The sequence below is a fragment of the Mycobacterium sp. genome (assembly GCF_052144515.1).
In the GTDB taxonomy this organism is placed as follows: Bacteria; Actinomycetota; Actinomycetes; order Mycobacteriales; family Mycobacteriaceae; genus Mycobacterium.
The window spans coordinates 1-24,582 of the sequence record NZ_JBKQQD010000340.1 but is presented as its reverse complement, the minus strand read 5'-3'; the positions used below and the strand labels follow the sequence as shown (position 1 = coordinate 24,582).

General features: G+C 65.1%; 18 protein-coding genes and 5 pseudogenes. 15 read left to right on the top strand and 8 right to left on the bottom strand.

Annotated elements, in window-relative coordinates:
• Positions 1 to 54: 54 nt before the first annotated feature.
• Positions 55 to 818 (top strand): annotated as a pseudogene (locus ACLP9N_RS22640) (MATE family efflux transporter); the annotation flags it as partial.
• A gap of 64 nt (positions 819 to 882) precedes the next feature.
• On the opposite strand, the gene ACLP9N_RS22635 reads toward ACLP9N_RS22640, so the two are convergent.
• The 3 genes and pseudogenes from ACLP9N_RS22635 to ACLP9N_RS22625 form a co-directional block, all read right to left on the bottom strand.
• Positions 883 to 3,486, bottom strand: coding sequence for a LuxR C-terminal-related transcriptional regulator (locus ACLP9N_RS22635; protein ID WP_442409487.1), 2,604 nt, complete (start codon positions 3,484 to 3,486; stop codon positions 883 to 885).
• A 160-nt stretch (positions 3,487 to 3,646) separates the two neighbouring features.
• A complete protein-coding gene (locus ACLP9N_RS22630) occupies positions 3,647 to 4,735 on the bottom strand; it encodes a catalase family protein (protein WP_442409497.1) in 1,089 nt (362 codons plus the stop codon).
• A 24-nt stretch (positions 4,736 to 4,759) separates the two neighbouring features.
• Positions 4,760 to 6,556 (bottom strand): annotated as a pseudogene (locus ACLP9N_RS22625) (peroxidase family protein); the annotation flags it as partial.
• Between the two features lie 739 nt (positions 6,557 to 7,295).
• Between ACLP9N_RS22625 and ACLP9N_RS22620 the strand changes: the two are divergent.
• The 8 genes and pseudogenes from ACLP9N_RS22620 (at position 7,296) to ACLP9N_RS22585 (ending at position 15,416) form a co-directional block, all read left to right on the top strand.
• Positions 7,296 to 8,627 carry a S1 family peptidase gene (locus ACLP9N_RS22620; protein WP_442409486.1) on the top strand — a complete coding sequence of 444 codons (1,332 nt, stop codon included), beginning with the start codon at positions 7,296 to 7,298 and terminating at the stop codon, positions 8,625 to 8,627.
• Positions 8,628 to 9,483: 856 nt separating this feature from the next.
• Complete coding sequence (locus tag ACLP9N_RS22615) at positions 9,484 to 9,708, top strand: PrpF domain-containing protein (protein ID WP_442409485.1); 225 nt, start codon at positions 9,484 to 9,486, stop codon at positions 9,706 to 9,708.
• 531 nt (positions 9,709 to 10,239) lie between these two features.
• The gene (locus ACLP9N_RS22610; RefSeq protein WP_442409496.1) at positions 10,240 to 10,503 is read left to right on the top strand and encodes a hypothetical protein; all 264 of its coding nucleotides are present in this window, start codon (positions 10,240 to 10,242) and stop codon (positions 10,501 to 10,503) included.
• Positions 10,504 to 10,882: 379 nt separating this feature from the next.
• Positions 10,883 to 10,996 (top strand): annotated as a pseudogene (locus ACLP9N_RS22605) (hypothetical protein); the annotation flags it as partial.
• A 234-nt stretch (positions 10,997 to 11,230) separates the two neighbouring features.
• Entirely contained in the window at positions 11,231 to 12,157 is a 927-nt protein-coding gene (locus ACLP9N_RS22600) for a carbohydrate ABC transporter permease (RefSeq protein WP_442409484.1), read from the top strand.
• Positions 12,158 to 12,210: 53 nt separating this feature from the next.
• A complete protein-coding gene (locus tag ACLP9N_RS22595) occupies positions 12,211 to 12,996 on the top strand; it encodes a carbohydrate ABC transporter permease (RefSeq protein WP_442409495.1) in 786 nt (261 codons plus the stop codon).
• 10 nt (positions 12,997 to 13,006) lie between these two features.
• Positions 13,007 to 14,326 (top strand): ABC transporter substrate-binding protein, encoded by a 1,320-nt coding sequence (locus ACLP9N_RS22590; protein WP_442409494.1) that lies wholly within the window; start codon positions 13,007 to 13,009, stop codon positions 14,324 to 14,326.
• The gene (locus ACLP9N_RS22585; RefSeq protein ID WP_442409483.1) at positions 14,319 to 15,416 is read left to right on the top strand and encodes an ABC transporter ATP-binding protein; all 1,098 of its coding nucleotides are present in this window, start codon (positions 14,319 to 14,321) and stop codon (positions 15,414 to 15,416) included. Before ACLP9N_RS22590 ends, ACLP9N_RS22585 begins: the two co-directional genes overlap by 8 nt.
• Before the next feature lie 6 nt (positions 15,417 to 15,422).
• Here the strand turns inward: ACLP9N_RS22585 and ACLP9N_RS22580 are convergent, their stop codons facing one another.
• Entirely contained in the window at positions 15,423 to 16,172 is a 750-nt protein-coding gene (locus ACLP9N_RS22580) for an enoyl-CoA hydratase (protein ID WP_442409482.1), read from the bottom strand.
• Positions 16,173 to 16,210: 38 nt separating this feature from the next.
• Here ACLP9N_RS22580 and ACLP9N_RS22575 point away from each other — a divergent pair, with 38 nt between their 5' ends.
• On the top strand, positions 16,211 to 16,489 hold the full coding sequence (locus ACLP9N_RS22575) for a DUF2277 domain-containing protein (RefSeq protein ID WP_442409481.1): 279 nt from the start codon (positions 16,211 to 16,213) through the stop codon (positions 16,487 to 16,489).
• Positions 16,486 to 17,046: a DUF1802 family protein gene (locus ACLP9N_RS22570; protein ID WP_442409480.1), complete on the top strand. Its 561-nt coding sequence runs from the start codon at positions 16,486 to 16,488 to the stop codon at positions 17,044 to 17,046. The genes ACLP9N_RS22575 and ACLP9N_RS22570 overlap by 4 nt, the downstream gene beginning before the upstream one ends.
• Here the strand turns inward: ACLP9N_RS22570 and ACLP9N_RS22565 are convergent.
• Together ACLP9N_RS22565 and ACLP9N_RS22560 are read right to left on the bottom strand one after the other, a co-directional pair.
• On the bottom strand, positions 17,035 to 18,750 hold the full coding sequence (locus ACLP9N_RS22565; RefSeq protein WP_442409479.1) for a CocE/NonD family hydrolase: 1,716 nt from the start codon (positions 18,748 to 18,750) through the stop codon (positions 17,035 to 17,037). The two genes, ACLP9N_RS22570 and ACLP9N_RS22565, sit on opposite strands and share 12 nt — an antisense overlap.
• A gap of 2 nt (positions 18,751 to 18,752) precedes the next feature.
• Positions 18,753 to 19,346, bottom strand: a complete 594-nt coding sequence (locus tag ACLP9N_RS22560; protein ID WP_442409478.1) for a DUF3558 domain-containing protein — start codon at positions 19,344 to 19,346, stop codon at positions 18,753 to 18,755.
• A 137-nt stretch (positions 19,347 to 19,483) separates the two neighbouring features.
• Between ACLP9N_RS22560 and ACLP9N_RS22555 the strand changes: the two genes are divergently transcribed.
• On the top strand, positions 19,484 to 20,443 hold the full coding sequence (locus tag ACLP9N_RS22555; RefSeq protein WP_442409493.1) for a metallophosphoesterase family protein: 960 nt from the start codon (positions 19,484 to 19,486) through the stop codon (positions 20,441 to 20,443).
• Positions 20,440 to 21,123 (top strand): 4'-phosphopantetheinyl transferase PptT, encoded by a 684-nt coding sequence (gene pptT / locus ACLP9N_RS22550; protein ID WP_442409477.1) that lies wholly within the window; start codon positions 20,440 to 20,442, stop codon positions 21,121 to 21,123. The genes ACLP9N_RS22555 and pptT overlap by 4 nt, the downstream gene beginning before the upstream one ends.
• Positions 21,124 to 21,167: 44 nt before the next feature.
• On the opposite strand, the pseudogene ACLP9N_RS22545 reads toward pptT, so the two are convergent.
• A pseudogene (locus ACLP9N_RS22545) lies at positions 21,168 to 22,355 on the bottom strand (RNA-guided endonuclease InsQ/TnpB family protein); the annotation flags it as partial.
• A gap of 107 nt (positions 22,356 to 22,462) precedes the next feature.
• On the opposite strand from ACLP9N_RS22545, the gene truB reads away from it, so the two are divergent.
• On the top strand, positions 22,463 to 23,383 hold the full coding sequence (gene truB, locus ACLP9N_RS22540) for a tRNA pseudouridine(55) synthase TruB (RefSeq protein ID WP_442409476.1): 921 nt from the start codon (positions 22,463 to 22,465) through the stop codon (positions 23,381 to 23,383).
• Between the two features lie 54 nt (positions 23,384 to 23,437).
• On the opposite strand, the gene ACLP9N_RS22535 is transcribed toward truB, so the two are convergent.
• The gene (locus ACLP9N_RS22535; protein ID WP_442409475.1) at positions 23,438 to 24,268 is read right to left on the bottom strand and encodes an SHOCT domain-containing protein; all 831 of its coding nucleotides are present in this window, start codon (positions 24,266 to 24,268) and stop codon (positions 23,438 to 23,440) included.
• Positions 24,269 to 24,435: 167 nt separating this feature from the next.
• Here ACLP9N_RS22535 and ACLP9N_RS22530 point away from each other — a divergent pair.
• A pseudogene (locus ACLP9N_RS22530) lies at positions 24,436 to 24,582 on the top strand (lipid-transfer protein); the annotation flags it as partial.

Below are 24,582 nucleotides of genomic sequence, written 5' to 3'. Positions count from 1 at the left end.
GAAGGGAGTAATGAAGGCCCAGCCAGCCGTGACCAGCAGCGGGCACAGCAGCGGCTGCCGAGGCTGGAGTTGTTCGGCTCGGCGGTGGCGAACCTGGCGGGGCAGTGGCCGGCGGCGCTGCCGTTCGGGCGGGCGTTGCCGGCCGAAGGGGTGCCGCGGCGGCTCGACCGCACCGTGCTGCACGCCCAAGTGGTGATGGGCCGCGACCTTGTTATGCGGAGCCTCGCTTTTCGGATCTGTCTCGTCTCGGCCGCCGCGGTGGCCGCCTGGTTCGGCGCCGCGGCGATCGCGGCGCACCAAGTGGTGCTGCAGCTATGGAATTTCCTTGCGCTGGTTCTGGATTCGCTGGCCATCGGAGCGCAGGCGCGCTGGTCGGTGCCGCCCTGGGTGCCGGTGATGCCGCGCATGCGAAGTCGATAGCGTCGCGCGTGACGGCGTTTTCCACGATTGCCGCCGGGATGCTGGCCGGGGTATTGGCGGTAGGTGCATCTGTGCTGCCCGAACTGTTCACCGACGACGCTTCGGTGCTGACTGCGATCGGTGTGCCGTGGTGGTTCCTGGTGGCCCAATTGCCGGTCGCCGGAATCGTGTTCGCTTTAGACGGTGTACTACTGGGCGCAGGCGACGCGGCGTTCATGCGCACGCCCACCGTGGTCAGCGCGCTGGCCGGATTCCTGGCGCTGATCTGGTTGTCGTTGGCGTTCGGTTGGGGTTTGGCGGGCATCTGGTCGGGATTGACCGCCTTCATGGTGCTGCGGCTGGCGTTCGTCGGCTGGCGGGCGCTCTCCGGTCGCTGGGCGGTGACCGGAACAGCCTGAGCGATAACCTGGCGTGCAGGCGCGTGCGATGGTATTTACGATTCTTGATGTCGGACGCCGTTTGCTACGCTTTTACATCCTGGCGAATGATCTGTCCGAGTTCGTCGCGATCGGTGACATCGAGTTTAATGCACGCCCGGTAAATGTGACCTTCAACGGTACGAACCGATACCGTCAGCCGCTCCGCGATTTCCCGGTTCGTCAGTCCTTCGGCGACAAGCGCAGCGATCTCGCGCTCGCGGGAGGTCACCGGCAGAGGTCGTGCCGCGGATCTGATCGCCGGCGTCGTCGCTCCGCCGCACTGAGCGGCCAGTTGTAGCGCACGGGCCGAAGACTCCGCGCTTTTCCGCCGCTGACCGGCGCGATCATGCAGTGGTGCGGCTTGCGCGGCGGAGTCTGCGGCCGAAAGGAGCAAGCCGGCGTCTTCAAATTCGGTGCTCACCGCGTCGAGGGCCGCACCGTCGCCGATAGCGACGGCTGCGGCGTGGTGGGCCTGAAGTGTCACCATTCGCCCCTGCACCTTTTCGGCGAGTGCGGCCAACCGCTGCGCCACGGTGCGATCACCGAACCTTGCGGCATGGTGCAGCGCCTCAGCCTCGACGGCGTACTGACCAGCCTTGTGTGCGACATCCGCGGCTGCGCGGGCCAATTCAACCGCGCGTCGCTCCAGCCCTTTTGCCGCGGCATGCCACGATTTGGCGACCATCATTTGCGGCGAGTGAATCGCCATGTGCGGGCCCCTATGCTCCTGGGCGTCGGCGAACACCCGCTCGGCCTCCTCTGGTCGGCCCAACGCCGCGTAAGCCTTCGCCAGTAGCACCCTTGCCGGCAGTTGCCATGGCATGGAGACTTCGGCGGCCTGCGCTGCCACCGCCTGCTCTAGCGCCGAGATGGCTTCGGGGAACTTGCCACGGTAAACCGCGACAAGACCGGCCGTGATCTTCGCGATAGCCCACGCCAGGCGCTGTCCCGCAGAGGAGAATTCGGCGTAATCCGCTGCGCGTCGATCGGCCAGATCTAAGTCGCCGACGGAGGTGAGCGCGAGCACGTCGCAGTAGCGCACCATGACCCGGATCATGCCCTCGGTGGCCTTCTGCTCGGCACGGCATCTGGCAGCGATCGGTTCGAAATCGGCCCCGCGGCCGGCAACCGGCATGGCCAGACCCGCCGCGAAAGCGGCCCAATCGATTACCTGTTTCGGGGCATTCGGGTCCGCCAGCACGCGCTCGGCTTCGGCAATCCCGGCCGTAATTCTGTTCTCGTGCACGGCCATTGCCGATCCGGTCGCTTCCACCGCCAGCTTCAGACTCGGGTGTTGCACACGTTGGCGCAACAATGTCAAGACCTGATTGGCGCGCGCGACATCACCCATCGACCAGAACAGGATCGAAAGGCGCGGAACGCCCCACTGGACGAGCTGCAGCTCGTCGAGGTCGTCGGGTTCAAACCGATTAAGGATCTCGTCAGCCTGTACCGGACGGCCTTGCCACAACAATGCGCGCGACAGGAGCTCGGCTTCCCGCACACCACCGCCACGCTCGAACGCCGCACGCGCAATGCGTTCACCGAGTGGAAGATTCGATAGAAACATCGCATCCTTGGACGCGGCGACGAGCAGCTCGGTATCGACGGCTTGGTTACTGTCGACGCACAGCTGCGCCAGCCGGATGCGGCTAGCGGCTGAGTCGAGGTTGCGGTCGCGCAAAACCTGCACCAGGCGGCCCCTGAGCTTCCGGGCCGACGCTGTCCCGATGCGACGCCGGACCACGTCACCAAAGAGCGGGTGGCTGAAGCGCACGTCGACGAATTGGGTGCCGTCCCGAACGATCCGGATCAAGCCGTGCGTCTCGGCGGCATCCACGGCCTCCTCACCGGCCAGCTCGCAAAGCGTCTCGATGTCGAGCGGTTCGCATAGCGCCAGCAGCTTCAATGCGTTCATGACATCGGCGCCGGCGTGATCGAGCCGGTTTTCCAGCAGAGCAGCCAAACCAGACGGAACCACGGTGGGCCCACGCAGCTGCCACACCCCGTTGACCTCGGTTAATGTTCCGGCATCGAATGCCCCCTCGACCATATGCCGAAGGAACAGCGGATTTCCGCCCGATGACTCCCACATGACGTCGGCGCTCAGACCCTCGAGCGTCCCGCCGAGGACCGATTCGACGAGCGCAATGCTCTGCTGCTTTGTGAACGGCTGAAGCTCCAAACGCTGCAAATAGCCGTCCTTCCACAACGAGGTGATGGCGTCGGGAACGGGTTCACCGCTGCGGACAGTGGCCACAATACGTCCAGCCCCGTCGACCGCAATTTGGTGCAGCAACGTCGCGGACAGCTGATCGAGCAAATGCGCATCATCAATGCTGACGACCGTATTGTCTTGGGCGAGAATGGATTCGCGCGCCGAGGCGATGAGTGCTACCGGGTCGCGCGACGCGGACGGACGCACCCAGTGGGCGAAAGCCCCCAGCGGGATGCTGCGCGAGGACTCGGTGCACGCTGCCCAGTTGACTTTGGAACGCAGCGACGCGGTGACGGTGCGGGCCAGGGTCGTCTTGCCGACGCCGGCGGCGCCGAACAAGATCGCACCGCAGCTTTCACCCCCACCCAATGCCGATCGAATCGCCTCCTGCTCCACGGGGCGATCGAGCAACTGCCAACGGCGGCCCATGGAGTCAGAGTGTAAGTCTCCAAATTGCAGAATTGTCCATATTGGACATCGCACGGGAAACCTCTCAGGAACTGCGCCGAGCGGACTTGTTGTCACAGATCGTTTCTGAAGTTCCCAGCTCAGAGGTCCGTCTCACTCCACACATGCATTAGCCGAAACTCTAATCGGGCAGCTCCGAGATAGTGGCGGGTTCGCTTCGTTCCACTTTGTTCATATCGTGCCGGAAGTTGCTCGAGGCCTCATATACCTTCTTCTTGAGGCGATTGATGGATCCGAGCGGTCCGTGAGCTTTCAGTGTTCGCCACGAGTTGAACGACAGCACATCGTCGCCATAAGCGCGTCGCTCGGGGCTGTCAGCGCTCTGCATGTCGAACTTTATCTTGGCGACTGTCCGGTATTGAGAAGCGGATTCCGGCCACTCCACGCTGGCGTCCTCAATCGGCATCGTCCGAGTATCGGTGCACAGTTGTACCTGCAGCTCGTATTCGGCGCTGTTGCTGTCGAAGAACTGGACGACCATGTCGCGGTGGGCATCAGGGCCGGCGTCGCGGGGCACGGGCACACCCGTCAGCGCTTTCACCGAGGGTGAAGAAGGCCGGTAGCGCATCTTGACCACGTAGTCGCCGTAGCGCAACGGAGCCGAGGAGTAGAAGGTCTCGCCCAGGATGTGGTTGTTGGGGAGAACGAGCAGGGCAAGAGTCGGTGAAAGCTTTATCCCAACCATCACGGCCGCATCGAGCAAATGGCTGACGAACCTCAGCCCGCGGTCCGACAGCAACGCGAGCAGGAAGGCGGCAAGCATTCCTTTTGTGGCGTAGGCACGGACGTCGGCAAACGGGAACTCCCGATGGGTAACCAGCACGAAGTCTTGCGTGGTGGCGCCGGGCTCGCCGGGCAGCCCGGTGTCGGGCTCGCGCTCGCCTTCTACCTCAAGCACCTTGATGCCGAGGCCGCGGACTCCCCGGAGTTGATCGCTGCGGAGCGCTCCCGAGGTACTGGAGAGTCGGGCGATGACATCGAATTCCTTCTTCGGACCCCCAAACAGTCCCTGACTCAGCTCTTCGTCGAGCCCGTCCTCTACGATGAGTTTCCCCTGGAGAATGCCGTGGCTCTTGGCGTGCGCGTCGCGGATCCCGTGCTTGTATTTGCGGTACGCCGACCTGTTGTTCCAGCCCAGCACCTTGACGATCCAGCCGATCCAGAACTCCTCGTCCCAACGTCGTCGTTCCAGTTCGTCGCTGTAGGGGATGGGTTTCGACGCGGCTTTCCCGGTGACCCGCGCCCAGGCGGCGAACGGATTCTTGACGCCACGCAGGGCGGGTTCCAGCGCCGGAAAGTGTCGTAGCAGGACGGTGCGCATGTTGTTGTCGGCGATCCAGTCCATACCGGCTTGCGTGTAGATCTTGGGTCGGAAGTCGCTCGTGAAGAAACGGTCGCTGTTCAGCCGTCGGGAGGCCATCAGCATGAAGATGCGAAACGCCGTGTCGCTGAACCCAAATCCGGGCGGCTTGGGTTCGGCGTACAACCCGATCATCAGGTCCACCCGCTCGACGTCTCCGTAAACGTCGCGCAGCTCCTCGGCCCACTGTGCGTTGTCGGTGAGGTCCTCGAACGAGGACGCCGGCTTAAGGCGCAGCAGCCGCCGAAATTCGTTGTAGCGCGGGACGCCGCGTTCCCGTATCCGCACGATGTCAATCGTTGCGAGGTCGATGAGCGGCCCGTCGAGGTGCTGCTTGAATTTCTGCAGGTGCGTGGGGAAGTTGTGCAGGTTGAGCGCGCCCGGGTAGGAGCGGCCGAAGGAGTAGAAGATGTCTTCCATCTTGTCGTCGAAGCCGCGCAGCCGCTCGCGGACGTGACCCAGGAGCAACTCGGGGAGGGGGTACGACTCGCCGCGCTTGGTGTTGTCGGTGGCGGAGCGGAAGGTGAAGTCATCCGGGATCAGCGGGTGCATCCGGTAGACCGCCACGAATTCCTCGGTAAGGGAGTATGGAACGCCGAAGTGGTCCGTCCGCGATCCCGGTATGCCTTGGAGGATCTCGCTGCTGGTGATCCGTCCGAAGCGCCGACGGAAGCCCTCCCCGAGAACGCCAAACCAGTTGGCGCGCATCCCATAGACGGTGGTGGGGTGGGCGATGATCGCCGGAGTCCAGTCAATGGTGTGAATCTTGGCCATCAGTGCGACGTTGACGAGTCGGGCCTTGTCATAGAGGTCGTCGTCGGACATGGTCGGATATTCCGCGGCCAGCCGCTCACATATCGCATTGTGTTCCCGCATGAACAGCGAATGCAGGATGGCCAGGCCCAGCCAGAAGTTCCCGGCGGGCCCGCGGAAGTCGAGGTATTGGTCGAGGTCTTTGGGCGGCAGCCCTTGTTTATCGATCCGGATCCTGCCCTTGCGCTCACCGCGACGCAGGCCATCGGCGAAATCCGGATTTCGGCCATAGATTTGGGAGCCGTCCCACCAGTGGGTGTCGTTGGTCGCGTAGGTGCGCTCACCGGCCGAGTCAGGGCTTGGGTCGGGCACGGTCCGCGAGATCCGCATGGTCGGCTTGGGCCATCGATTGTCGTCGATCTTGATTTTCCACGGGTTGTCTCTGTCGTCGAGGGTGCCGTGGCTGAACCAATCGTGTACTTCGAACTGGATCCATGCCGCGGCAAGCAGGTTCAGCGTGGTCGCCGGCTGGAAGCCGCCTTCACCGCGGGTGAGAAGGCGCTGGCTTACCTCTCGCGGGTTGGGGTCCTCCTCCAGCCGCTGACGATCTTCGGGAAGTGTGTGCGCCAGCGGGATGTTGCGCCCGAACCTGCTGTCCAGCGACCCCATGAGCGGGTTGTGGAGGTCGTTATAGGTGCCGTTGAGCATGCGGGCGGTGGGGTGATTAGCCACATTCGGGTCTTCATAGGGCGGCTTCTCCGCAGGCCCGCGGCCGGTGTCGTACAGATTGTGTGTGCGGAGCTGGTCACGAAGTCCAATCAACACCAGTATGGCCAACGGGTTAGGTAACCGCCACCATCCGATCGACTGATCTGCCTGCTCGGCAGCCCAGGCCAAAAACCCCGACACTCTTCGCATCACAATGGTTCCTTTGTGGGTTATCGACGGGAAGGGCAACCTGCACTTGCCGTTGGCGGTTAGGTGATTTCTGTGGACACGCCGCACGGCCTTGTTTCCGAACGTATTTGGATCGTTGTAGCAGTGGGGCAGCTAACCGCACTGGCTTCAACCCCCCTCGTTGTGGTACGGCTTCGCAGCTGATGTCTTCGGACAATAGCAATGTCGACCCCGACGACATGGCATAACCGAGTATTCCAACTATGACGCAGGATTCCTCAGTCCTGGCTTGTGGCTTGTCCGCTTCTCGGTCCGATGGCGTCTGGATCGGCTTCCTGCTGACGTCGGCGCAGTGGGCGGCGGTGTTCGAGGCATCCTTGACCGCTGGCGTGCGTCTGTCGCGGTGGCGGCTGACACCGGTCGAATGGCCACCCCGCTCACTCAAGCGGGCGAACCGTGAGAAACCGCGCATCGACGACCTCTGCCATAGCTGTGCACTTATGGGCGCCAATCAGAGGCTTTGCCGGACGACGCCGCCGAGGGCCGGGTCCCGCCAGCTTCATCTAAAAGCGCAAGTCAGAAGATGTCCTACTTGCGCTACTTGCAACTAAGCACGTCACTAACAGGTAGACCTGCGTCGCTAGCTGGCACAAACAGGTACCCATTACCCGGGTTTTTCCGTGTTGGCTGACCAAACATCCCTCCTGGACCCAAACCGGTCCAACCGGAAAAGAGCCGAACGGCAAGGAGGAAAACTGAAATGTCCACACTACTGACGGGGTATGGCGGCACCCCCCACACCATCGAAGTCGCCGAACCTGTATCCAAACGCCGGAGCCTCGGGACGCGTGTTGTCGCCATGGCCATGCACCGGGTCTTGGTGGCGGTAGCGCTGGCGTTGGGGTTGGCGGGCTTCCTGCTGAGCGCGCCACTCGCACACGCCGACAACAGGCACGCCGAGAGCGCGGTCGCCATCAACGAGAAGGTCAAGCACTCCCTCGTCGAGGTCTGGATTGAGTACACAGGCTGGGTGCAGGTCCCCGGTGACTACTTTCCCGACGGACAACCCGAGTGGTTCAAGGCCGTCGCCCCATTCACGTGCACCGGTTTCGTGGTGGACCCGTCGGGTTTGATCGCGACCGCCGGCCACTGCGTCGACAACACCTCTGAAGACACCAAAGCCGGGATCCGGGAAGAGTGGGTTTATTCCCTAGTTCAGCAGGGCAAACTCCCCGAATCCGCTGCGGACGCTTTGCTCCAGAGGGCCAACGGCCAGCAATGGCCGGTCGTAGGCAATGACCGCGGGTCACCGCCCGAGCGTCAGGTCGAAGTTATGCAGCCCGACGGCCCCGACCGGGTGATCGATCAGTGGACGACCGTGCAGGTGGTGCAGTTCCAGCCCGCCAACAACGGTGACAACGCCTTGCTCAAGGTGGTGGAATCCAAGCCACTCGAGCCGTTGGTGGTGGCGGACAAAGCTCCCGCTTCCGGCGAGCCGCTGACCGTGGTCGGTTTTCCGGGCATGATGGGTCGTGCAACCGACAAATCGCGGCTGCCGCAGCCCAGCTTCACCTCAGGCAGCGTGTCGGGTCAGCAGGTTTCGGGCACCGGCGTCCCGGTCTCCGAGGTTAACGTCAATTTCATGCCGGGGATGAGCGGCGGACCAGCTATCAACTCGGATGGCGAGGTGGTCGGCCTCGTTTCCCAGGGCTACGGAACCCGGGGAAACAACTTCATCACCGACGCCGCCGGGCTGCGTGCTTTTCTGCTGCAGAACGGCGTCCACCTGGCGCAGCGGCCCGCACCCGCGGAATCGTTCCCGTGGATATGGGTGGATAGCGCGGCCGCGGCCGTAGTGCTCCTGCTGCCCGCGCTGACGGTACCGCTGGTACTGCGGCACAGGAGAAAACGGCGCAGCACTCCGGCGCAGCCGGCATCGGCTCCAGCTGTTCAGCAATCGCCGACTGGCTCGTCCCAGCCCCCTCAAGAGGAGCGACGTGACGTGCCAACGACGACCCCAGCAAAAGCGGCGTCGGTAGCGGCCGAGGGGATTCCGCCGACGGTCAATGGCGCGCCGATGGCAATCCAATAGATGCGGTGAGCCGTCGAAGGCAAACCAAATCGCAAATCACGAGTCCGGGTGGAGGTGGTTCGCCTCCACCCGGACTCAACTGATCTGCCTCAGGCTGAATGTCGATGGAGTGCAGCAGGGTGCGCACCCACGGCAGGTGGATTTCGGGATGATCGACATCCGGTTGACCGAGTAGGACGCCCATGACGGATATCTGCGACTTGGAAAGCGTTGCCACACTGGCGATCCGACCCGTAGTCCCATCCGGCGGTCCGAAACTCGCCGCAGATAGCGGGTCGCCGCCACGCCCGGCTCCGTCCTCAACGCCAACCACGACGCGACCAAGTATCTTGCGCCAGTTGTCAACGCGCGCGATGTGTTAGAGGCCGCACAGCAGGAACGTCTCATCAATTGCGGTTAATGTCGTCCGCAACGCGGGCTGCGGTCGCACGTCTGCGAACACGCTCCGTAAAGCTACCGCCACGTCATTACCGGCCCGGAGCAAGCTGTGGAGTGACGAACTCGAGTAGCGCGCTACGCGCGAGACCGCGCGGGTTTCGCCGAACGATGTCTTTATGACTACCACCGCCCCAGCGTCGCCCAATGCTTCCGGTGAGGATCGAACACACCAGGGCGTGAAATGATCTCGTTGCGGGGTCGGACCTTTCGCGATCGAACGAGGACTGGTTGCGGCGGCTCAGTCGCGAACTATGGTGCGGGTGCGTCTAATCAATACCGGTGCCAGCGTGGTGCTTTTCGGTCGGCACTCCAGGTGGACGAGTGAAATATGAAGACGACTGAGAGATCTGCGGCGTGCCAGGGCGGTCGGCGCCGATCGACGTGACGTTCGGAAACTTGTGGCGGTCGAACCGGGTCGTTGTTCCCCACCAGGAATCCGGTCGACCGGGTCGAGGGGGTCACGATTACGGCGATCGATGCAGGGGTGTGTGCGATCATCGCAAACGCCTGCGAGTTTGGGATAACGGGTCATGAATCGCCGCAACAACTCAACGACCACCCGGATCCGCTGAAGCGTATTGAATCCGTACGTCTGCGCGCGGCACTCGCGATGGGCCTGGGTGATGCCAGAGGCGTCAGGTGATCGTCCGTGGAGTGCAGTAGCCAACGTGTCGCGCAATGCGGCCGACGAGGATCGAAAATACCAGGGCGTGAAATGATCTCGTTGCGGGCCATGATGAGGGGCGGTAACCCCATGATGGCCGGCAGCAAAGCATTCGGGACGATGCCGCTTTCATCGAGATCCGACGTGAGCAGATAGAGCCCCTTCGAGGTGGCTATGTCCTCTGCAACGCGGGTTGCGGTCGCACGTCTGCTGGACAAGCTCCGCGAAGCTGCCGTCACATCGTTGCCTGCTTGGAGCAGGCTGCGGACTGGCGAAGTCGGGTAGTGCACTACTCGTGAGACGGCACGGATTTCGTCGAACGGTGTCTTCATGACTACCACCGCCAATGCGTCGCCCAATACAGTCGGCGAGCACCCTAAAAACTTCGGTGTTGCTCGATTAGTCCACAGCTGGTTCAGGTCATCGCTGCGAAGGACGACGAGCGGTGCCCGGTTGGCGAGCCGTCTGACGCCGGCCTCTGTAAGGCACATCATCAGGTCGGGTGGCGGGATAAAGCCTGACGCGCAAGGAAAGTCGCAGACCGACAGGAAACGCACGGCGACCGTCTACCAGTTGACCGATCGTCTGCGTGATGGGCCCACAGTGCACGTGTCGGCGGACGGAATCGTGACGACGGTGTCCGCGTGGTTGGCTGAGCTCGGCGCTACCAGCCCATTAGTCGGGGATCTGGCTCGAGCGGTGCGTGCCGGCGATTGGCCGAAGACACACGCCCTTGGCGACTATTTGTCGGTGGAAGTAACTGTGATCGCATGAACTTCTCAGTCTTTCTCGTCGAGATCCTGGTGAGTTCGACCAACCTCGTCGCCGCCGTTTGAGCGACGCGGATGTGGCTAACGCTGTGCCACCGTGACATGTAAGCTGCGCAAGCGCGTCCAACGGACCATGCGCGCCGCCCATGCAGAGGACTATCTGCCCAAAACCGATAGCTCGCTCGCCGCCACAATCGCCGTAGTGGGTGAATGGCGGGATTCTTAAAACTAACAAGTACGGAGTCGACTGAAGTCGTTCGCCTCAACAAAGCCCTGCCCGGAAAGCTAAAGAGCCATGCGGGGGCGCGAGGACCGCACACTCGCACGGTTAGCCGACTTGCAAGCGTCTGCGCCGTAGCCCGGCCGAGCGGTTGGTGGCGATGTGGTCGCCGCTGGTGTTCGGGCGGGGACTGGCCGGTATCTGGTCAGGGCTGAGCACATTTATGGTGCTGCGCCTGGTGTTCGTCGGCTGGCGGGCCTTCGCCGCTGGGTGGGCGGCGAGGGCGCGCCAACTCGGTGGCCCGGCGGGTGACGGTGTTTTCATCGTCGCGGCCGAAGTGATGGCCGGACGGGTGGTCGCATTGCTACGCAACGCCGACGCGCGGGTGAAATCGGTGGTGGTGTCGCGCCCGGCGAGCTTGGTCGACAGGTAACGATCTGAGCTCGCGAAGCGCCTGTTGACGTCCGGCAAACAACATCAGCGTCGGCCCGCGGACCGGTACACTGCGCCGATGGCGACGACCCAGCGAACACTTTCGCCGGGGAACCGGCTCACACGGCGGCACCGGCCGTCGAGGGACTACGCATTGTTCGTCGTCTTGGTGGGCCCCAATGTGGCGTTATTACTGCTGTTCATCTACCGCCCGTTGGCCGACAACATCCGGCTGTCATTTTTCGACTGGAATATCTCCGACCCCACGGCGCAGTTCGTGGGGTTGTCGAATTACGTCGAGTGGTTCACTCGTGCCGATACCCGCCAGATCGTGCTCAACACGGCGGTGTTCACGGTGGCGGCGGTGATCGGTTCGATGGTGCTGGGTTTGGTGCTGGCCATGTTGCTCGATCAACCATTGCGCGGGCGAAACCTGGTGCGCTCGACTGTGTTCGCGCCGTTCGTGATCTCTGGCGCCGCCGTCGGCCTGGCGGCCCAGTTCGTCTTCGACCCGCATTTCGGTCTGGTGCAAGACCTGTTGCACCGCATCGGTGTCGGCGTGCCTGACTTCTACCAAGACCCGCACTGGGCGATGTTCATGGTGACGGTGACCTACATCTGGAAGAACCTCGGCTACACCTTCGTCATTTATCTGGCCGCGTTGCAGGGAGTGCGCCGAGACCTGTTGGAGGCGGCCGAAATCGACGGCGCCAGCCGATGGGCCACCTTCCGCCGGGTGCTGTTGCCACAGCTGCGCCCGACGACGTTCTTCTTGTCGATCACCGTGCTGATCAACTCGTTGCAGGTGTTCGACGTCATCAACGTCATGACCCGGGGCGGGCCCATGGGCACCGGAACCACGACCATGGTGTACCAGGTGTATCTGGAGACCTTCCGTAACTTCCGGGCAGGTTACGGCGCCACCGTCGCCACCATCATGTTCCTGGTCCTGTTGGCCATCACGTACTACCAAGTGCGGGTCATGGATCGAGAGCTGCGCCAGTGACTCTGAAGACCGACCGCCCGCGCAGGATCGCACGGTTGCTCGGCTATGCGGCGATGTCGTTGGTCGTCGTGCTGATCGCCGGGCCGCTGCTGTTCGTCTTGTTCACGTCGTTCAAGGAGCAGCCCGACGTCTATTCGCAGCCGACCACCTGGTGGCCGCCGCACTGGCATCCGCAGAATTACGTGACCGCCACCCGGCAGATCCCGTTCTGGACGTACCTGCGCAACTCGGTGATCATCACGTCGGCGCTGGCCGCGGTCAAGTTCGTTGTCGGTGTGCTCAGCGCGTTCGGCTTGGTGTTCGTGGAGTTCCCGGGCAAGACCGCGGTGTTTTTGGTGATCATCGCCGCGTTGATGGTGCCCAACCAGATCACGGTGATTTCCAACTACGCGTTGATCTCCCAAGTCGGGCTGCGCAACACCTTTCCGGGCATCATCCTGCCCCTTGCCGGTGTCGCCTTCGGAACCTTTTTGATGCGCAACCACTTTCTGTCGCTGCCCGCCGAAGTCATCGAGGCGGCCCGAATGGACGGCGCGCGCTGGTGGCAGCTGTTGCTGCGGGTCGTGTTGCCGATGTCGGGGCCGACCATGGTGGCGTTCGGCGTCATCACGGTGGTCAACGAATGGAACGAATACCTGTGGCCGTTCTTGATGTCCGACGACGAATCGGTGGCGCCCCTGCCGGTGGGCCTGACCTTCCTGCAGCAAGCCGAGGGCTTGACGAACTGGGGCCCGGTGATGGCGGTGACGCTGCTGGCGATGCTGCCCATCCTGCTCATCTTCATCGTCTTGCAACGGCAGATGATCAAGGGCCTGACGTCGGGCGCGGTCAAGGGCTGACATGGCCGCCATCAACGCATTGAGCCGCCGGGCGTTTTTGTCGTTGGCGGGTACGACTATGACTTCGCTGACGGCCGGTTGTGCGGGGATGGGGGGCAGCGTCTCGATGAAGACCGGCTCGGGTCCCATTGCGTTCTGGTCCAATCACCCTGGCCAGTCCACCGCCGTCGAAAAGGAGCTCATCGCCCGCTTCCAGGGCCAGTTCCCCGGGTTGTCGGTCAAGCTGATCGACGCGGGCAAGGACTACGACGAGGTGGCGCAGAAGTTCAACGCCGCACTCATCGGCAACGACGTGCCCGATGTCGTTGTGCTGGACGATATTTGGTGGTTCCATTTCGCGCTGTCGGGGGTCATCGCCCCACTGGATGACCTGTTCGGCCAGGCCGGGGTGGACACCACGGATTACGTCGACTCGCTACTGGCCGACTACGAATTCGACGGCCGGCACTACGCGCTGCCCTACGCGCGCTCGACACCGCTGTTCTACTACAACAAGCCGGCATGGGAAGCGGCCGGCCTGCCTGACCGCGGACCGAACTCCTGGCATGAGTTCGAGGAATGGGGTCCGCAGCTGCAGCGCGTCGTCGGCGACCGAAGATCGGCCCACGGCTGGGCTAATGCCCAATCAATCTCCTGGACGTTCGAGGGACCGAACTGGGCATTCGGCGGCGCCTACTCCGACAAGTGGACGTTGACGTTCACCGACCCGGCCACCATCGCGGCGGGCAACTTTCTGCGGGATTCCGTCCATACCAAGGGGTACGCCGCGATATCCAACGACACCGCCAACGAGTTCGCCACCGGCATCCTGGCGTCGACGGTGGCGTCGACGGGCGCCCTGGTCGGCATCACCAACGCCGCCAGGTTCGATTTCGCTGTCGCGCCGCTGCCCACCGGACCAGGCGGAGCGCCCGGCTGTCCGACGGGCGGGGCGGGGCTGGCGATTCCCGCCAAGCTCTCCGACGAGCGAAAACTCAACGCGCTCAAGTTCATCGCATTCGTCACCAGCCCGGCCAGCACCGCCTATTTCAGCCAGCGCACCGGCTATCTCGCCGTGCGAAAGTCCGTCCTGCGTGACCCGAGCCAGCAGAAATATCTCGCCGACAACCCGCGCGCCCGCGTGGCCGCCGACCAGCTGCCGCATACCCGCCCGCAGGACTACGCGCGCGTTTTCCTGCCCGGTGCAGACCGCATCATCTCCGCCGGGCTGGAATCCATCGGACTGAAGGGATCCGACGTGACCACCACCTTCACCGACATCAACCAACAGCTGCAGGTCGTGCTCGACCGCCAGATCAAGCGAAAGCTGCCGGGTCTCCACCATGGCTGAAGTCCGGTATTCCGCGGTCACCCATCGCTATCCGGGTGCCGACGCGCCCGCCGTGGACAACCTGGACCTCGAGATCGCCGACGGCGAATTCCTGGTGCTCGTCGGCCCGTCCGGATGCGGCAAGTCCACCACCCTGCGCATGCTCGCCGGGCTGGAACCCCCCAAAAATATTGAAAGCGGGCGTATCACCATCGGCGACGTGGATGTGACGCACCTGCCGCCGCGGGCGCGCGACGTCGCGATGGTGTTCCAGAACTATGCGCTCTACCCGAATATGACTGTGGCGCAGAACATGGGGTTCGCGTTGCGAAACCACGGCATGTCACGCACCGATACCCGCCGGCGGGTGCTCGAAGTCGCCGACATGCTGGAATTGAGCGAGCTGCTGGACCGCAAGCCTTCCAGGCTCTCCGGCGGGCAGCGGCAACGGGTGGCGATGGGGCGTGCGATCGTGCGGCGGCCCCAGGTGTTCTGCATGGACGAGCCGTTGTCGAATCTGGATGCCAAGCTGCGGGTGAGCACCCGGTCGCAGATCTCGGGATTGCAGCGGCGGCTGGGTACCACCACCGTCTACGTCACCCACGACCAAGTCGAGGCAATGACCATGGGTGACCGGGTCGCTGTACTCAAAGATGGTGTGCTGCAACAAGTCAACACCCCGCGGGCGCTATACGACGATCCCGTCAACACGTTCGTCGCCACGTTCATCGGGGCGCCGGCGATGAACCTCATCGACGCCACGGTGACCGACGGCCTCGTGACATCACCGGATCTGGCGATCGCGGTTCCACGCTCCGCGGCCGGCAAGGACCGGGTGCTCATCGGCATTCGGCCGGAGTCCTGGGATGTGGCGGCCGCCGGTGCTCCGGGATCCTTGCCCGTTCAGGTCGAGTTGGTGGAGGAGCTCGGCTTCGAATCATTCGTCTACGCAACGCCTGTCAGGCAGCAGGGGTGGTCGTCAAGCGCGCAACGCATCGTGTTCCGCACCGACCGGCGCACCGCGGTAGCTGTGGGCGATTCGTTGTCGATCGTGCCGCACCGGCAGGAGGTGCGCTTCTTCGACAGCGCGACCGAGACGCGGATTCGCTGAGCCCGCCTAGCGCACCTGCGAACGTCCGCGTTGCAGCACACCCTCGCGGTTGGCGGCGATGTCGTCGCCGCTGGTCCGGAATTGCCTGGCCGCCATGGCTTCCAGCCACAGGCCCTCGCTGGTCTGTGACTCGTCGATGCGGTGGTAGGACGCCAGTAACGCCCGCACTGCGTTCTGGTTGTTGCCGACGATGGTGGTCGCCACCTGGCGGGCGGTGCTCAGCAGCTGGTCGTGCGGCACCACCTCGGTGACCAGGCCGGCCCGCAGCGCGTCGGCGGCCGACAGGTAGTCCCCGGTGAGGCTCATCCGTCGGGCCAGACCGACCCCCACCTTTTGCGGCAGCCGCACGCTGAGCCCCCAGGTGGGCAGCAGCCCGACCCGCGCATGGGTGTCGGCGAAGCGGGCCTGCTCCGAGGCGATCACGACGTCGCAGTACAGCACCAGCTCCAGCCCGCCGGTGACCGCGGCGCCGTTGATGGCGCCGATCACCGGCTTGGTCATCGATGGCCAGCGCGGTGAGATGTCCGGCAGCGCCGACTGCCCACCCAGCTCCTTGAGGTCAAGCCCCGCGCAGAACACCGGATCCGCACCGGTGACGAGGACGACGTCGACGTCGTCGTCGGTCTCGGCGTCGGTCAAGGCCCCGAAAAATCGGTCCCGCAGTGCCGCGGACAGCGCATTGCGCGACTGCGGCCGGTTGAGGGTCAGGGTGCGCACCCGCTCGTTGGTTTCGATCAGCAGGATGTCGTCGGTCATGTGTTTCTCACCGTAGCGGCGGCCCTATCGTGGTAGGCATGTGCCGTAACATCACCGAACTTCGCGGGTTGCAGCCCGCCGCGACGGCCGAAGAGATCGCGGCCGCGGCGCGTCAGTATGTCCGCAAGGTCAGCGGCATCACCCACCCGTCGGCAGCCAATGCCGACGCGTTCGAGGCCTTTGAGACCGCCGTCGCCGAGGTCACCGCGACCACGACACGATTGCTGGGCACCTTGCCGCCGCGGCGCCAGCCCCCTAAGACCGTCCCGCCGCTGCGCCGCCCCGAGGTGGTCGCTCGGCTGGCCGGGCCCACATGACCCGCGCAGCAACGATGCCCGCGCTCAAGGAGTGGAGCGCGGTGGTGCACGCGCTGCTCGACGGTCGCCAGCGTGTGCTGCTGCGCAAGGGCGGGATCGGGGAAAAGCGGTTCGAGGTGGCGGCCCAGGAATTCCTGCTGTTCCCGACGGTCGCGCACAGCCACGCCGAACGGGTCCGGCCCGAGCACCGCGACTTGCTCGACGCGGCCGCCGCCGACAGCGACGACGAGCACCTGCTGGTGCGGGCCGCGGCGAAGGTCGTTGCCGCACTGCCGGTTAACCGCCCGGACAATCTGGGCGCAATCGAGGATCTGCATATCTGGACCGCCGAGTCGGTGCGCGCCGACCGGCTCGACTTCCGGCCCAAACACAAGCTGGCGGCGTTGGTGGTGTCCACTATTCCGCTGATCGAGCCGGTGCGCCTGGCTCGCACCCCCGAGTACGCGGGCTGCACCAGCTGGGTGCAGTTGCCCGTGCGGCCCGCGCTAGCGGCGCCGGTACACGACGACGAGGTGCTAGCCGGCGTCGCGGCCCGGGTCAGCGACTTAGTCGGTTGAGGGGTCGGCTGAAGGGTCGGCCGGGCCGACGGGAAGCAGCAGCCGGGAACGTCCGAAATGCACGGAATGGGTGGCCGGCTTCAGCTGCCGGGCCGTCAACACCGCTTCTTCGGTGCCGAGGTTGCGCGCGTAGCGGGGGAACCAACTGCCGGCGATCAGGACGCGGATGCGTGAGCCCGCCCTGAAGCGGTGGGCGGCGGCGTCGAGTTCGATACTGACCGTGTCCTGCGCGGGGTCTTGGGCAGCGCCCAGGCGAAGGTAGCCGTCGCTGACATTGCGGGACCGGCCTTTGGTGTCGACCTCGCTGACCCGGACGAACAGGTCGACATTTGGATTGTCCGAGGTGTGCACCAGCTCGATGACCGGGTTTCCGTACACGTACAGATCGCGGATGAGGGTGGCGCCGGTGAAGTCGAGCACGTCAGCGCGCAGTGCGAGCCGGCTGTCGTCGCGGTAACCACCGTTGGGAGACAGCAGCGGACCGCCGGTGGTGGGCGTCGGGTCGGCAGGGTCATAGCGGAATGTCGCCGGCGGCGTTTCCGCGGCCGGTTCGGTCTTGCCGAGGTAGCCGCCGGGCCGCAGGTACAGCGGGCGGTCGGTGGTGGCGGGCGGCCAGTCAGGCAGATTGCGACAGCCCTGCCCGTTGACGAAAACATTGACAGCGCTGGGACGCCGCCTCGGCGCGCCGCCCAGGTGAGTGCCCAGCCAATCCAGTGATTCCCGGACGCTGGTGGCCAGCCCCTTGCTGAGCAGCTCGGTGTGTGTCCAGGGCCCCATCGTCAGTGCGACGTCGACGCCCCGGTCGCGCAGGTGCCGGTACTGCTGCAGCGTCTGCCGCAGGAAAACGTCTTGCCAGCCACCCAGCAACAGCACCGGCACCTGCACACGGTCCAGCGCGGCGGGCACCCGCATCCGCTCCCAGAACGGATCGCTGTGGTCGGAGTGTTCGGCCCACGATTCGAACCACGGCGCACCCGAGTCGAGCAGCGCCCGGGCCGCTGCACCCATCGGCAACTCGGCAGCCGCGCGCGCCACCCGTCGAGCGGCCCGCACCTGACGGATCCCCTCCCGGATGCGCGCCGGGTCCTCCTGGTGGGCAACCAGGTCGCTCCAGCCCAGGAAGTCGTTGACGGCGAACGAGCCGGTGCCCCACACCGAGGCCGGCAAGTCGTGCGGGCCCGCGGTGATCACCGCCGCGGCCAGTTCCGGGGGCGGATCGGACAGCAGCGCCCACTGGGTGTATCCCAGGTACGACACTCCCATGGTGGCGAACCGGCCGGTGAACCAGGGTTGCTGACGCAGCCACACCACGGTGTCCGCACCGTCGGCGGCCTCGTTGACCATCGGCTCGAACTCGCCGGCCGACCCGAACGTTCCGCGCACGCTCTGCAGCACGACGTGGTAGCCGCGGTCGGCATACAGCCTGGCGAACATCAGCGCGAACGGAAACCCGCGGCCATAGGGTCCGCGGACCAGCAAGGTGCCCGCGGGGCGAGACGTAGCGGGCGCGTAGTGGTCGGCGACCAGCTGGATGCCGTCGCGCATCGGGACGCGGACACTACTCACGGTGTAGCGGGTGGTCGGCCGCGGCAGACCCAGCATTCTGCCGAGGGCCCTTCCGGCGGCCTGGCCGCCGGCCCTGGTCAGGGTGCTCAGCCTGGGTTCCACCGGATGAATGGATGTCACGGACGACGTCTGGGACATGGCTAGAACTTGTAGTAAGGCGCTAAGTCGTTGGCCCGCTGCAGGTTGGTGGCCATGCAGTCGACGTTGGGATCGGAGTAGACGGTCGAGTAGTACAGCGCCTGCTGGATGAGGCCGTAGCTGGTCTTGAACGCCACCATGCAGGAGTAGAACCAGAAGCTGTTGTGGTAGGTCGGCTTCATCACCCAGTACTGCGCGGCGCGGTGACCCCCGATGTCGGTCTCGAGGGCGTCAGGCGGCAGGCTCGCCGCGTAGGTGCGCCAGATGATCGGTTCGACGGCTACCTGGTAGTTGCCCGCGTCGAAGTGGCAGCGCAGGCCGTCCTCGTGTTCGGGCGGGGTGAACCCCAGCCCGAGACGCTGGATGACGTCGAAGGGGATGTCCTCGCATGCATCGAACGGGCGCGGATCGGTGGTTGCCACGATCGGGCTCTTCATTGTGGTTTCCGGCGTTTCCATCGGCTGGGCGGTCGATCGCAGCTGGACGGTCTCGCCCCCGGTCGGCGCGGGCGGGGCGCCCCGCCAACCCACCGTGCCGCCGATGACCGCCGTGATCAGCGCGCTGAACGCTCCGATCAGGCGCAGCCTGGTCAACATGACGCCCCCTGCCTTGGCGGTCCCTTGCCCGGACTATACAAGTCGCGTGGCCGGCGTCACAGCCAATACAGGAACCTGTTCTAGCCGGCGGGCGGGAGCTGATCCGCGAATATGCCGCCGGATCATTAGGGTGGTTAATCGTGGAGGCGAGCAACGGCGGACAACCGACACTGTGGGCGGTCTCCGACCTGCACACCGGTCACCTCGGCAACAAGCCGGTGGCCGAGTCGCTGCATCCGTCGTCGCCGGAGGATTGGCTGATCGTCGCCGGCGACGTCGCCGAACGCGCCGACGAGATCCGCTGGACGCTGGATCTGCTGCGACGGCGGTTCGCCAAGGTGATCTGGGTGCCCGGCAACCACGAGCTGTGGACCACCACCCGGGATCCGGTGCAGGTCTTCGGCCGCGCGCGCTACGACTACCTGGTCAACCTGTGCGACGAGATGGGCGTGGTCACGCCCGAGCACCCGTTCCCGGTGTGGACCGAGCGGGGCGGCCCGGCCACGATCGTGCCGATGTTCTTGCTCTACGACTACAGCTTCTTGCCGCAGGGGGCGACCAGCAAAGCCGAAGGCATGGCCATCGCGCGGCAGCGCAACGTGGTGGCCACCGACGAGTTCCTGCTCTCACCGGAGCCCTACCCGACCCGGGAGGCCTGGTGCCGCGACCGGCTGGCCAGCACCCGCGCCCGCCTCGAACAGCTCGACTGGATGACACCGACCGTCCTCGTGAACCACTTTCCGCTGGTGCGCGAGCCCTGCGACGCGTTGTTCTACCCGGAATTCTCGCTGTGGTGCGGAACCACCAAGACCGCCGACTGGCACACCCGCTACAACGCCGTCTGTTCGGTGTACGGGCATCTACATATTCCGCGGACCACCTGGTACGACGACGTGCGGTTCGAAGAGGTGTCGGTGGGTTATCCGCGCGAGTGGCGGCGCCGCAAGCCGTACAGCTGGCTGCGCCAGGTGCTGCCCGACCCGCAGTACGCGCCCGGATACCTCAACGATTTCGGCGGTCACTTCGTGATCACCCCCGAAATGAAGGCGCAGGCTGTGCAACACCGGGAACGAATCCGGCAGCGGCAGTCCCGATGACCGCCGGCGTGCTGGTGTCGTCGGTGCTGCCCGACACGGCACCGGAGGAGCTGGCGTATGCGGAGGTCTATTCCGACCCGCCGGGCCTGACCCCGCTGCCCGAAGAGGAGCCGCTGATCGCCAAGTCGGTTGCCAAGCGGCGCAACGAGTTCATCACTGTCCGTCACTGTGCCCGGATCGCGCTCGGCGAGCTTGGCGTTCCGCCGGTGCCAATCCTCAAGGGCGACAAGGGAGAACCGTGCTGGCCCGACGGCGTGGTCGGCAGCCTCACCCACTGCACCGGCTACCGCGGCGCGGTGGTGGGACGCAGCGCCGCGGTGCGCTCGTTGGGCATCGACGCCGAACCGCACGACGTGTTGCCGCAGGGTGTGCTGGATGCGATCGCGCTCGACGAGGAACGGCACGAAATCGCCGCGCTGCCCAAGGGCCTGCACTGGGACCGGATTCTGTTCTGCGCCAAGGAAGCAACATACAAGGCGTGGTTTCCGCTGACCAAGCGGTGGTTGGGTTTCGAGGACGCGCACATCGTGTTCGACGTCGATCCGTCCGGCACTGCCGCCGGAGAATTCGTCTCCAAAATCCTGATCGACCCGGAGGCGCTGTCGGGTCCGCCGCTGACCGCGCTGAGGGGCCGCTGGTCGGTCGGGCGCGGGCTGGTGCTGACCGCCATCGTGCTTTGACGTCCTCCACCCCGTTTAGCCGGTGGATTCCAACCCCGTCGATCCTAGGCAGCAGGAGAACAGAATTGAGGTTCACGGTTCACAGACCGGCTAGCGCCGAGGTCTCCCCGTGCTGTCACCGCCCGTCCGGCGGCGATGTTGCGTGCGGCGTTGACGTCCGCGTTGCACGGCCCCGCGCTGCAGGCGACGCACTGGAAAACCGCTTGGCTCTTGCGGTTTTCCGGCGCGACATGCCCACAACAAGAGCATCGTTGCGACGTATACGCTGCGGGAACCAATTCCAGCCGCCCGCGGGCCTTGTGCTCCAACCGGGCCACCACCAGTCCCCACCCTTGGCGGCTGATCTCACGGTTGAGACCCCGTTTCTGCGCGACGCGGGTGCCCGGGCATTCACGAGTTCCGCGCGGGGTGCGGGTCATCGCGCGCACCTTCAAGTCCTCGACCAAGTCCTCGACGCGGATGGTGTCGAAGCGGCGCGCCACATCGGTGGTGGTCTTTTGCACCCAGTCACGGCGGCGATCCGTTTCGCGGGCGCGCAACTTCGCGATGGCCAGCTTTGTTCGTGCTCGCCGGTGAGATCCGCGCTGCGCCCGGGCCAGATGCCGCTGCAATCGGCGCAGTCGTTTGGTTTCGCCGGCACGAAGGCTGGGTGCATGCAGCAGCTCCTCGTTGGACAGCGCAACCGAGACCGCTACGCCGCGATCCACACCCACCACGCTGCCGTCACCGGGTCGCGCGACAGCGTCGGGGACGGCGGCAAAAGCTATGTGCCAGCACCCAGACCGATCCAAGGTGACTCGGTACGACTTCACACTGTCGGCGATGGTGCGGGTCCAGCGGAACCGCGCCGAACCGACCTTCGGTACCCAGACCTGCCCATAGCGGCGGCTCAGCCGTTTGGTGTGGCGCGGTTTGACTCCGACCTGCCGGAAACCTTCATGCTTGCCGTCCTTGCGCCACGTCGGGCGACGGTGAGTGCCATCGACAAAGTTCCGCATGGCCTGCGCGAACTCGCGCAACGCCTGCTGCTGCTGCACTGTTTGGGACCCAGCTGCCAACCAGTCATATTCGGCGCGGGCTGCAGTCAATTGCGCGCATTGGTCGTTGTAACTGGGCGCGTGGCGACCTGGCTGCCAGTGCCGCTGCTGCTCGACGGCCAGATTCCAGACAAACCGGGCATGGCGACAGTGCTCGGCCAACGCGACCACCTGCTCAGGGCTGGGAAGCAACCGACACCTGCACGCATGAACAACCTAGGTAGGACCACCGACAACCCGCCGAAAGGAGGGGGACGGTTCCTCTCCCGGCTGAAGCCGCGAGTTTTCACGCCGCAAATCTGATGACGGACAACCCGAAAGGCCGCGATATCGGACCCGGGATAGTCGTCGTCGACAAGCCGGCCGGGATGACCAGTCATGACGTGGTGGGGCGCTGTCGGCGAATCTTTTCCACCAGAAAGGTGGGACACGCGGGAACGCTGGACCCGATGGCCACCGGTGTGCTGGTGATCGGGGTGGAGCGTGCCACCAAGATCCTCGGCCTGCTTACCGGGGCCTCGAAATCGTATGCCGCGACCATTCGCCTGGGCCAGACCACGTCCACCGAGGACGCCGAAGGCGAACTGCTGCAATCGGTTTCGGCCGAGGATCTGACAACCGGAGATATCGCCGAGGCGATGAGCGGGCTGCGTGGTGACATCAAGCAGGTGCCGTCTGCGGTCAGCGCGATCAAGGTCGACGGCCGCCGCGCCTACCGCCTGGTCCGCGAGGGTCACGCCGTCGAGCTGCAAGCGCGGCCGGTGCGCATCGACCGGTTCGAGATGCTGGCCGTCCGATCCCACGAGCAGCTCGTCGACCTCGATGTCGAAGTCGACTGCTCATCGGGAACCTATATCCGCGCGCTGGCCCGCGATCTCGGTGCTGCGCTCGGCGTCGGCGGGCATCTGACCTCGCTGCGCCGCACCCGGGTTGGGCGCTTCGAGCTGGACCAGGCGTGTTCACTCGACGAACTGGCCGAGCGGCCGCGGCTGACGCAGACCCTCGATGACGCCTGCCTGCTGATGTTCGCGCGCCGCGACCTCACCGCGCAGGAGGCCGAGGCAACCAGCCACGGACGGCCGCTTTCGCCGGCCGGCATGGACGGCGTCTACGCCGCCAGCGACGCGGACGGCCGGGTGATCGCACTGCTGCGTGACGAGGGCGCGGGGACCAAGCCGGTGGTGGTGTTACGCCCGGCCACGATGCAGTCCGGAACGGACTGAGGAGGAGCCGGGCAATCGGTCTACACCCGGCGACCATGAGGGGGCTGTAGCCGATCAGAGCCGGCCGAGCAGTTCAGCTTTCTTCGAGGCGAACTCCTCGTCGGAGAGGATGCCGCGCTCGTGCAGCCCGGCCAGCGACTCGATGGCCGCGACGATGGCCGTGGGATCCCCGGGCGCACCGGAAGCGGGCGCTGAAGAAGGGGGTGGTGCCTGCGTCTGAGGCGCCACATGCGGGGCCGGATGGGACTGATACTGCGACTGATACTGCGGGGCAGGTGCCACGGGTGCCGCGGCGGGAGTTTCGGCCACCTGCCGCGCGCCGAGCTCGCGCAGGCTCGACACGTCGAACGTGCCGAGTTGGCTGGTGAAGCTCACCGAGCCGTATCCGCCGCCCTGCTGCTGTTGGACGCCGCCGATCTGGTGCTCGCCAGTGTCAAAAACCCTTGTGACGCCGTTGATCTGGATTGCCAGCCGCCGAGTGCCCGGGAAGATCGCGTAGCGCGCATCGTTCTGTCCGCCCGCCGAACTCGGCACGCCGAGGTCGGCCGGCCACCAGTTGCCCGAGGTGAACCCGGCTCGGGCGTGCCAGGAGGTCTGGGCCGAGGCGGGAAACACCGTGGTGGTGGCGAGCAATTGTGCCAGGTCGTTGCACAGCGCGTCGACGCGTGCCTTGAGCGCGTTGTCGAACATGTTGCCGACCATCGTCATCCCGCCCCGCATCCATTGCCCAGAGCCGCCGAGCTCGGGGATGTCGAACTGGGCCATGGTGCCGCCGCCGGTGTGCAGGGCGAACAGCATGGCCAGCACCGCCTCGCGGGAGAGCCCATGACGCTGGGCGATGTCGGCGATGGCGTTGGCGGCTTCGGGTGTAACCGTTGCCTTCATCTTGCCTTCATCGTTGTAGGTCTTTCGTCGTGGTTGCGGTTTCGAGCCTACGCATGTCGCGCGGAGATGCGCATCGGAAGACGTGGGGGTTCCGACCCAAAGGCCCGCACGGCTAAGCTGCCGACTAGACGGGTGTCAAGAAAGCCCAGGGTCGAAGAAGGGGCGTTATGTCTAACAAGGTTTACGTGGTCGGCGTGGGCATGACCAAGTTCGAGAAGCCGGGCCGCCGCGAGGGCTGGGACTACCCGGACATGGCGCGGGAGTCGGGGACGAAAGCGCTGCAGGACGCCGGTGTGGACTACCGCGAGGTCGAG

Excerpts from the sequence above, each read along its gene's own strand:
- ACLP9N_RS22535 (WP_442409475.1), bottom strand. The coding sequence starts at position 24,268 with ATGAAGGCAACGGTTACACCCGAAGCCGCCAACGCCATCGCCGACATC.
- ACLP9N_RS22565 (WP_442409479.1), bottom strand. The coding sequence starts at position 18,750 with ATGTCCCAGACGTCGTCCGTGACATCCATTCATCCGGTGGAACCCAGG.
- pptT (WP_442409477.1), top strand. The coding sequence starts at position 20,440 with ATGACCGCCGGCGTGCTGGTGTCGTCGGTGCTGCCCGACACGGCACCG.
- ACLP9N_RS22600 (WP_442409484.1), top strand. The coding sequence starts at position 11,231 with ATGGCGACGACCCAGCGAACACTTTCGCCGGGGAACCGGCTCACACGG.
- ACLP9N_RS22585 (WP_442409483.1), top strand. The coding sequence starts at position 14,319 with ATGGCTGAAGTCCGGTATTCCGCGGTCACCCATCGCTATCCGGGTGCC.
- ACLP9N_RS22620 (WP_442409486.1), top strand. The coding sequence starts at position 7,296 with ATGTCCACACTACTGACGGGGTATGGCGGCACCCCCCACACCATCGAA.
- ACLP9N_RS22560 (WP_442409478.1), bottom strand. The coding sequence starts at position 19,346 with ATGTTGACCAGGCTGCGCCTGATCGGAGCGTTCAGCGCGCTGATCACG.
- ACLP9N_RS22595 (WP_442409495.1), top strand. The coding sequence starts at position 12,211 with ATGTCGTTGGTCGTCGTGCTGATCGCCGGGCCGCTGCTGTTCGTCTTG.
- ACLP9N_RS22580 (WP_442409482.1), bottom strand. The coding sequence starts at position 16,172 with ATGACCGACGACATCCTGCTGATCGAAACCAACGAGCGGGTGCGCACC.
- ACLP9N_RS22635 (WP_442409487.1), bottom strand. The coding sequence starts at position 3,486 with ATGGGCCGCCGTTGGCAGTTGCTCGATCGCCCCGTGGAGCAGGAGGCG.
- ACLP9N_RS22575 (WP_442409481.1), top strand. The coding sequence starts at position 16,211 with ATGTGCCGTAACATCACCGAACTTCGCGGGTTGCAGCCCGCCGCGACG.
- ACLP9N_RS22570 (WP_442409480.1), top strand. The coding sequence starts at position 16,486 with ATGACCCGCGCAGCAACGATGCCCGCGCTCAAGGAGTGGAGCGCGGTG.
- truB (WP_442409476.1), top strand. The coding sequence starts at position 22,463 with ATGACGGACAACCCGAAAGGCCGCGATATCGGACCCGGGATAGTCGTC.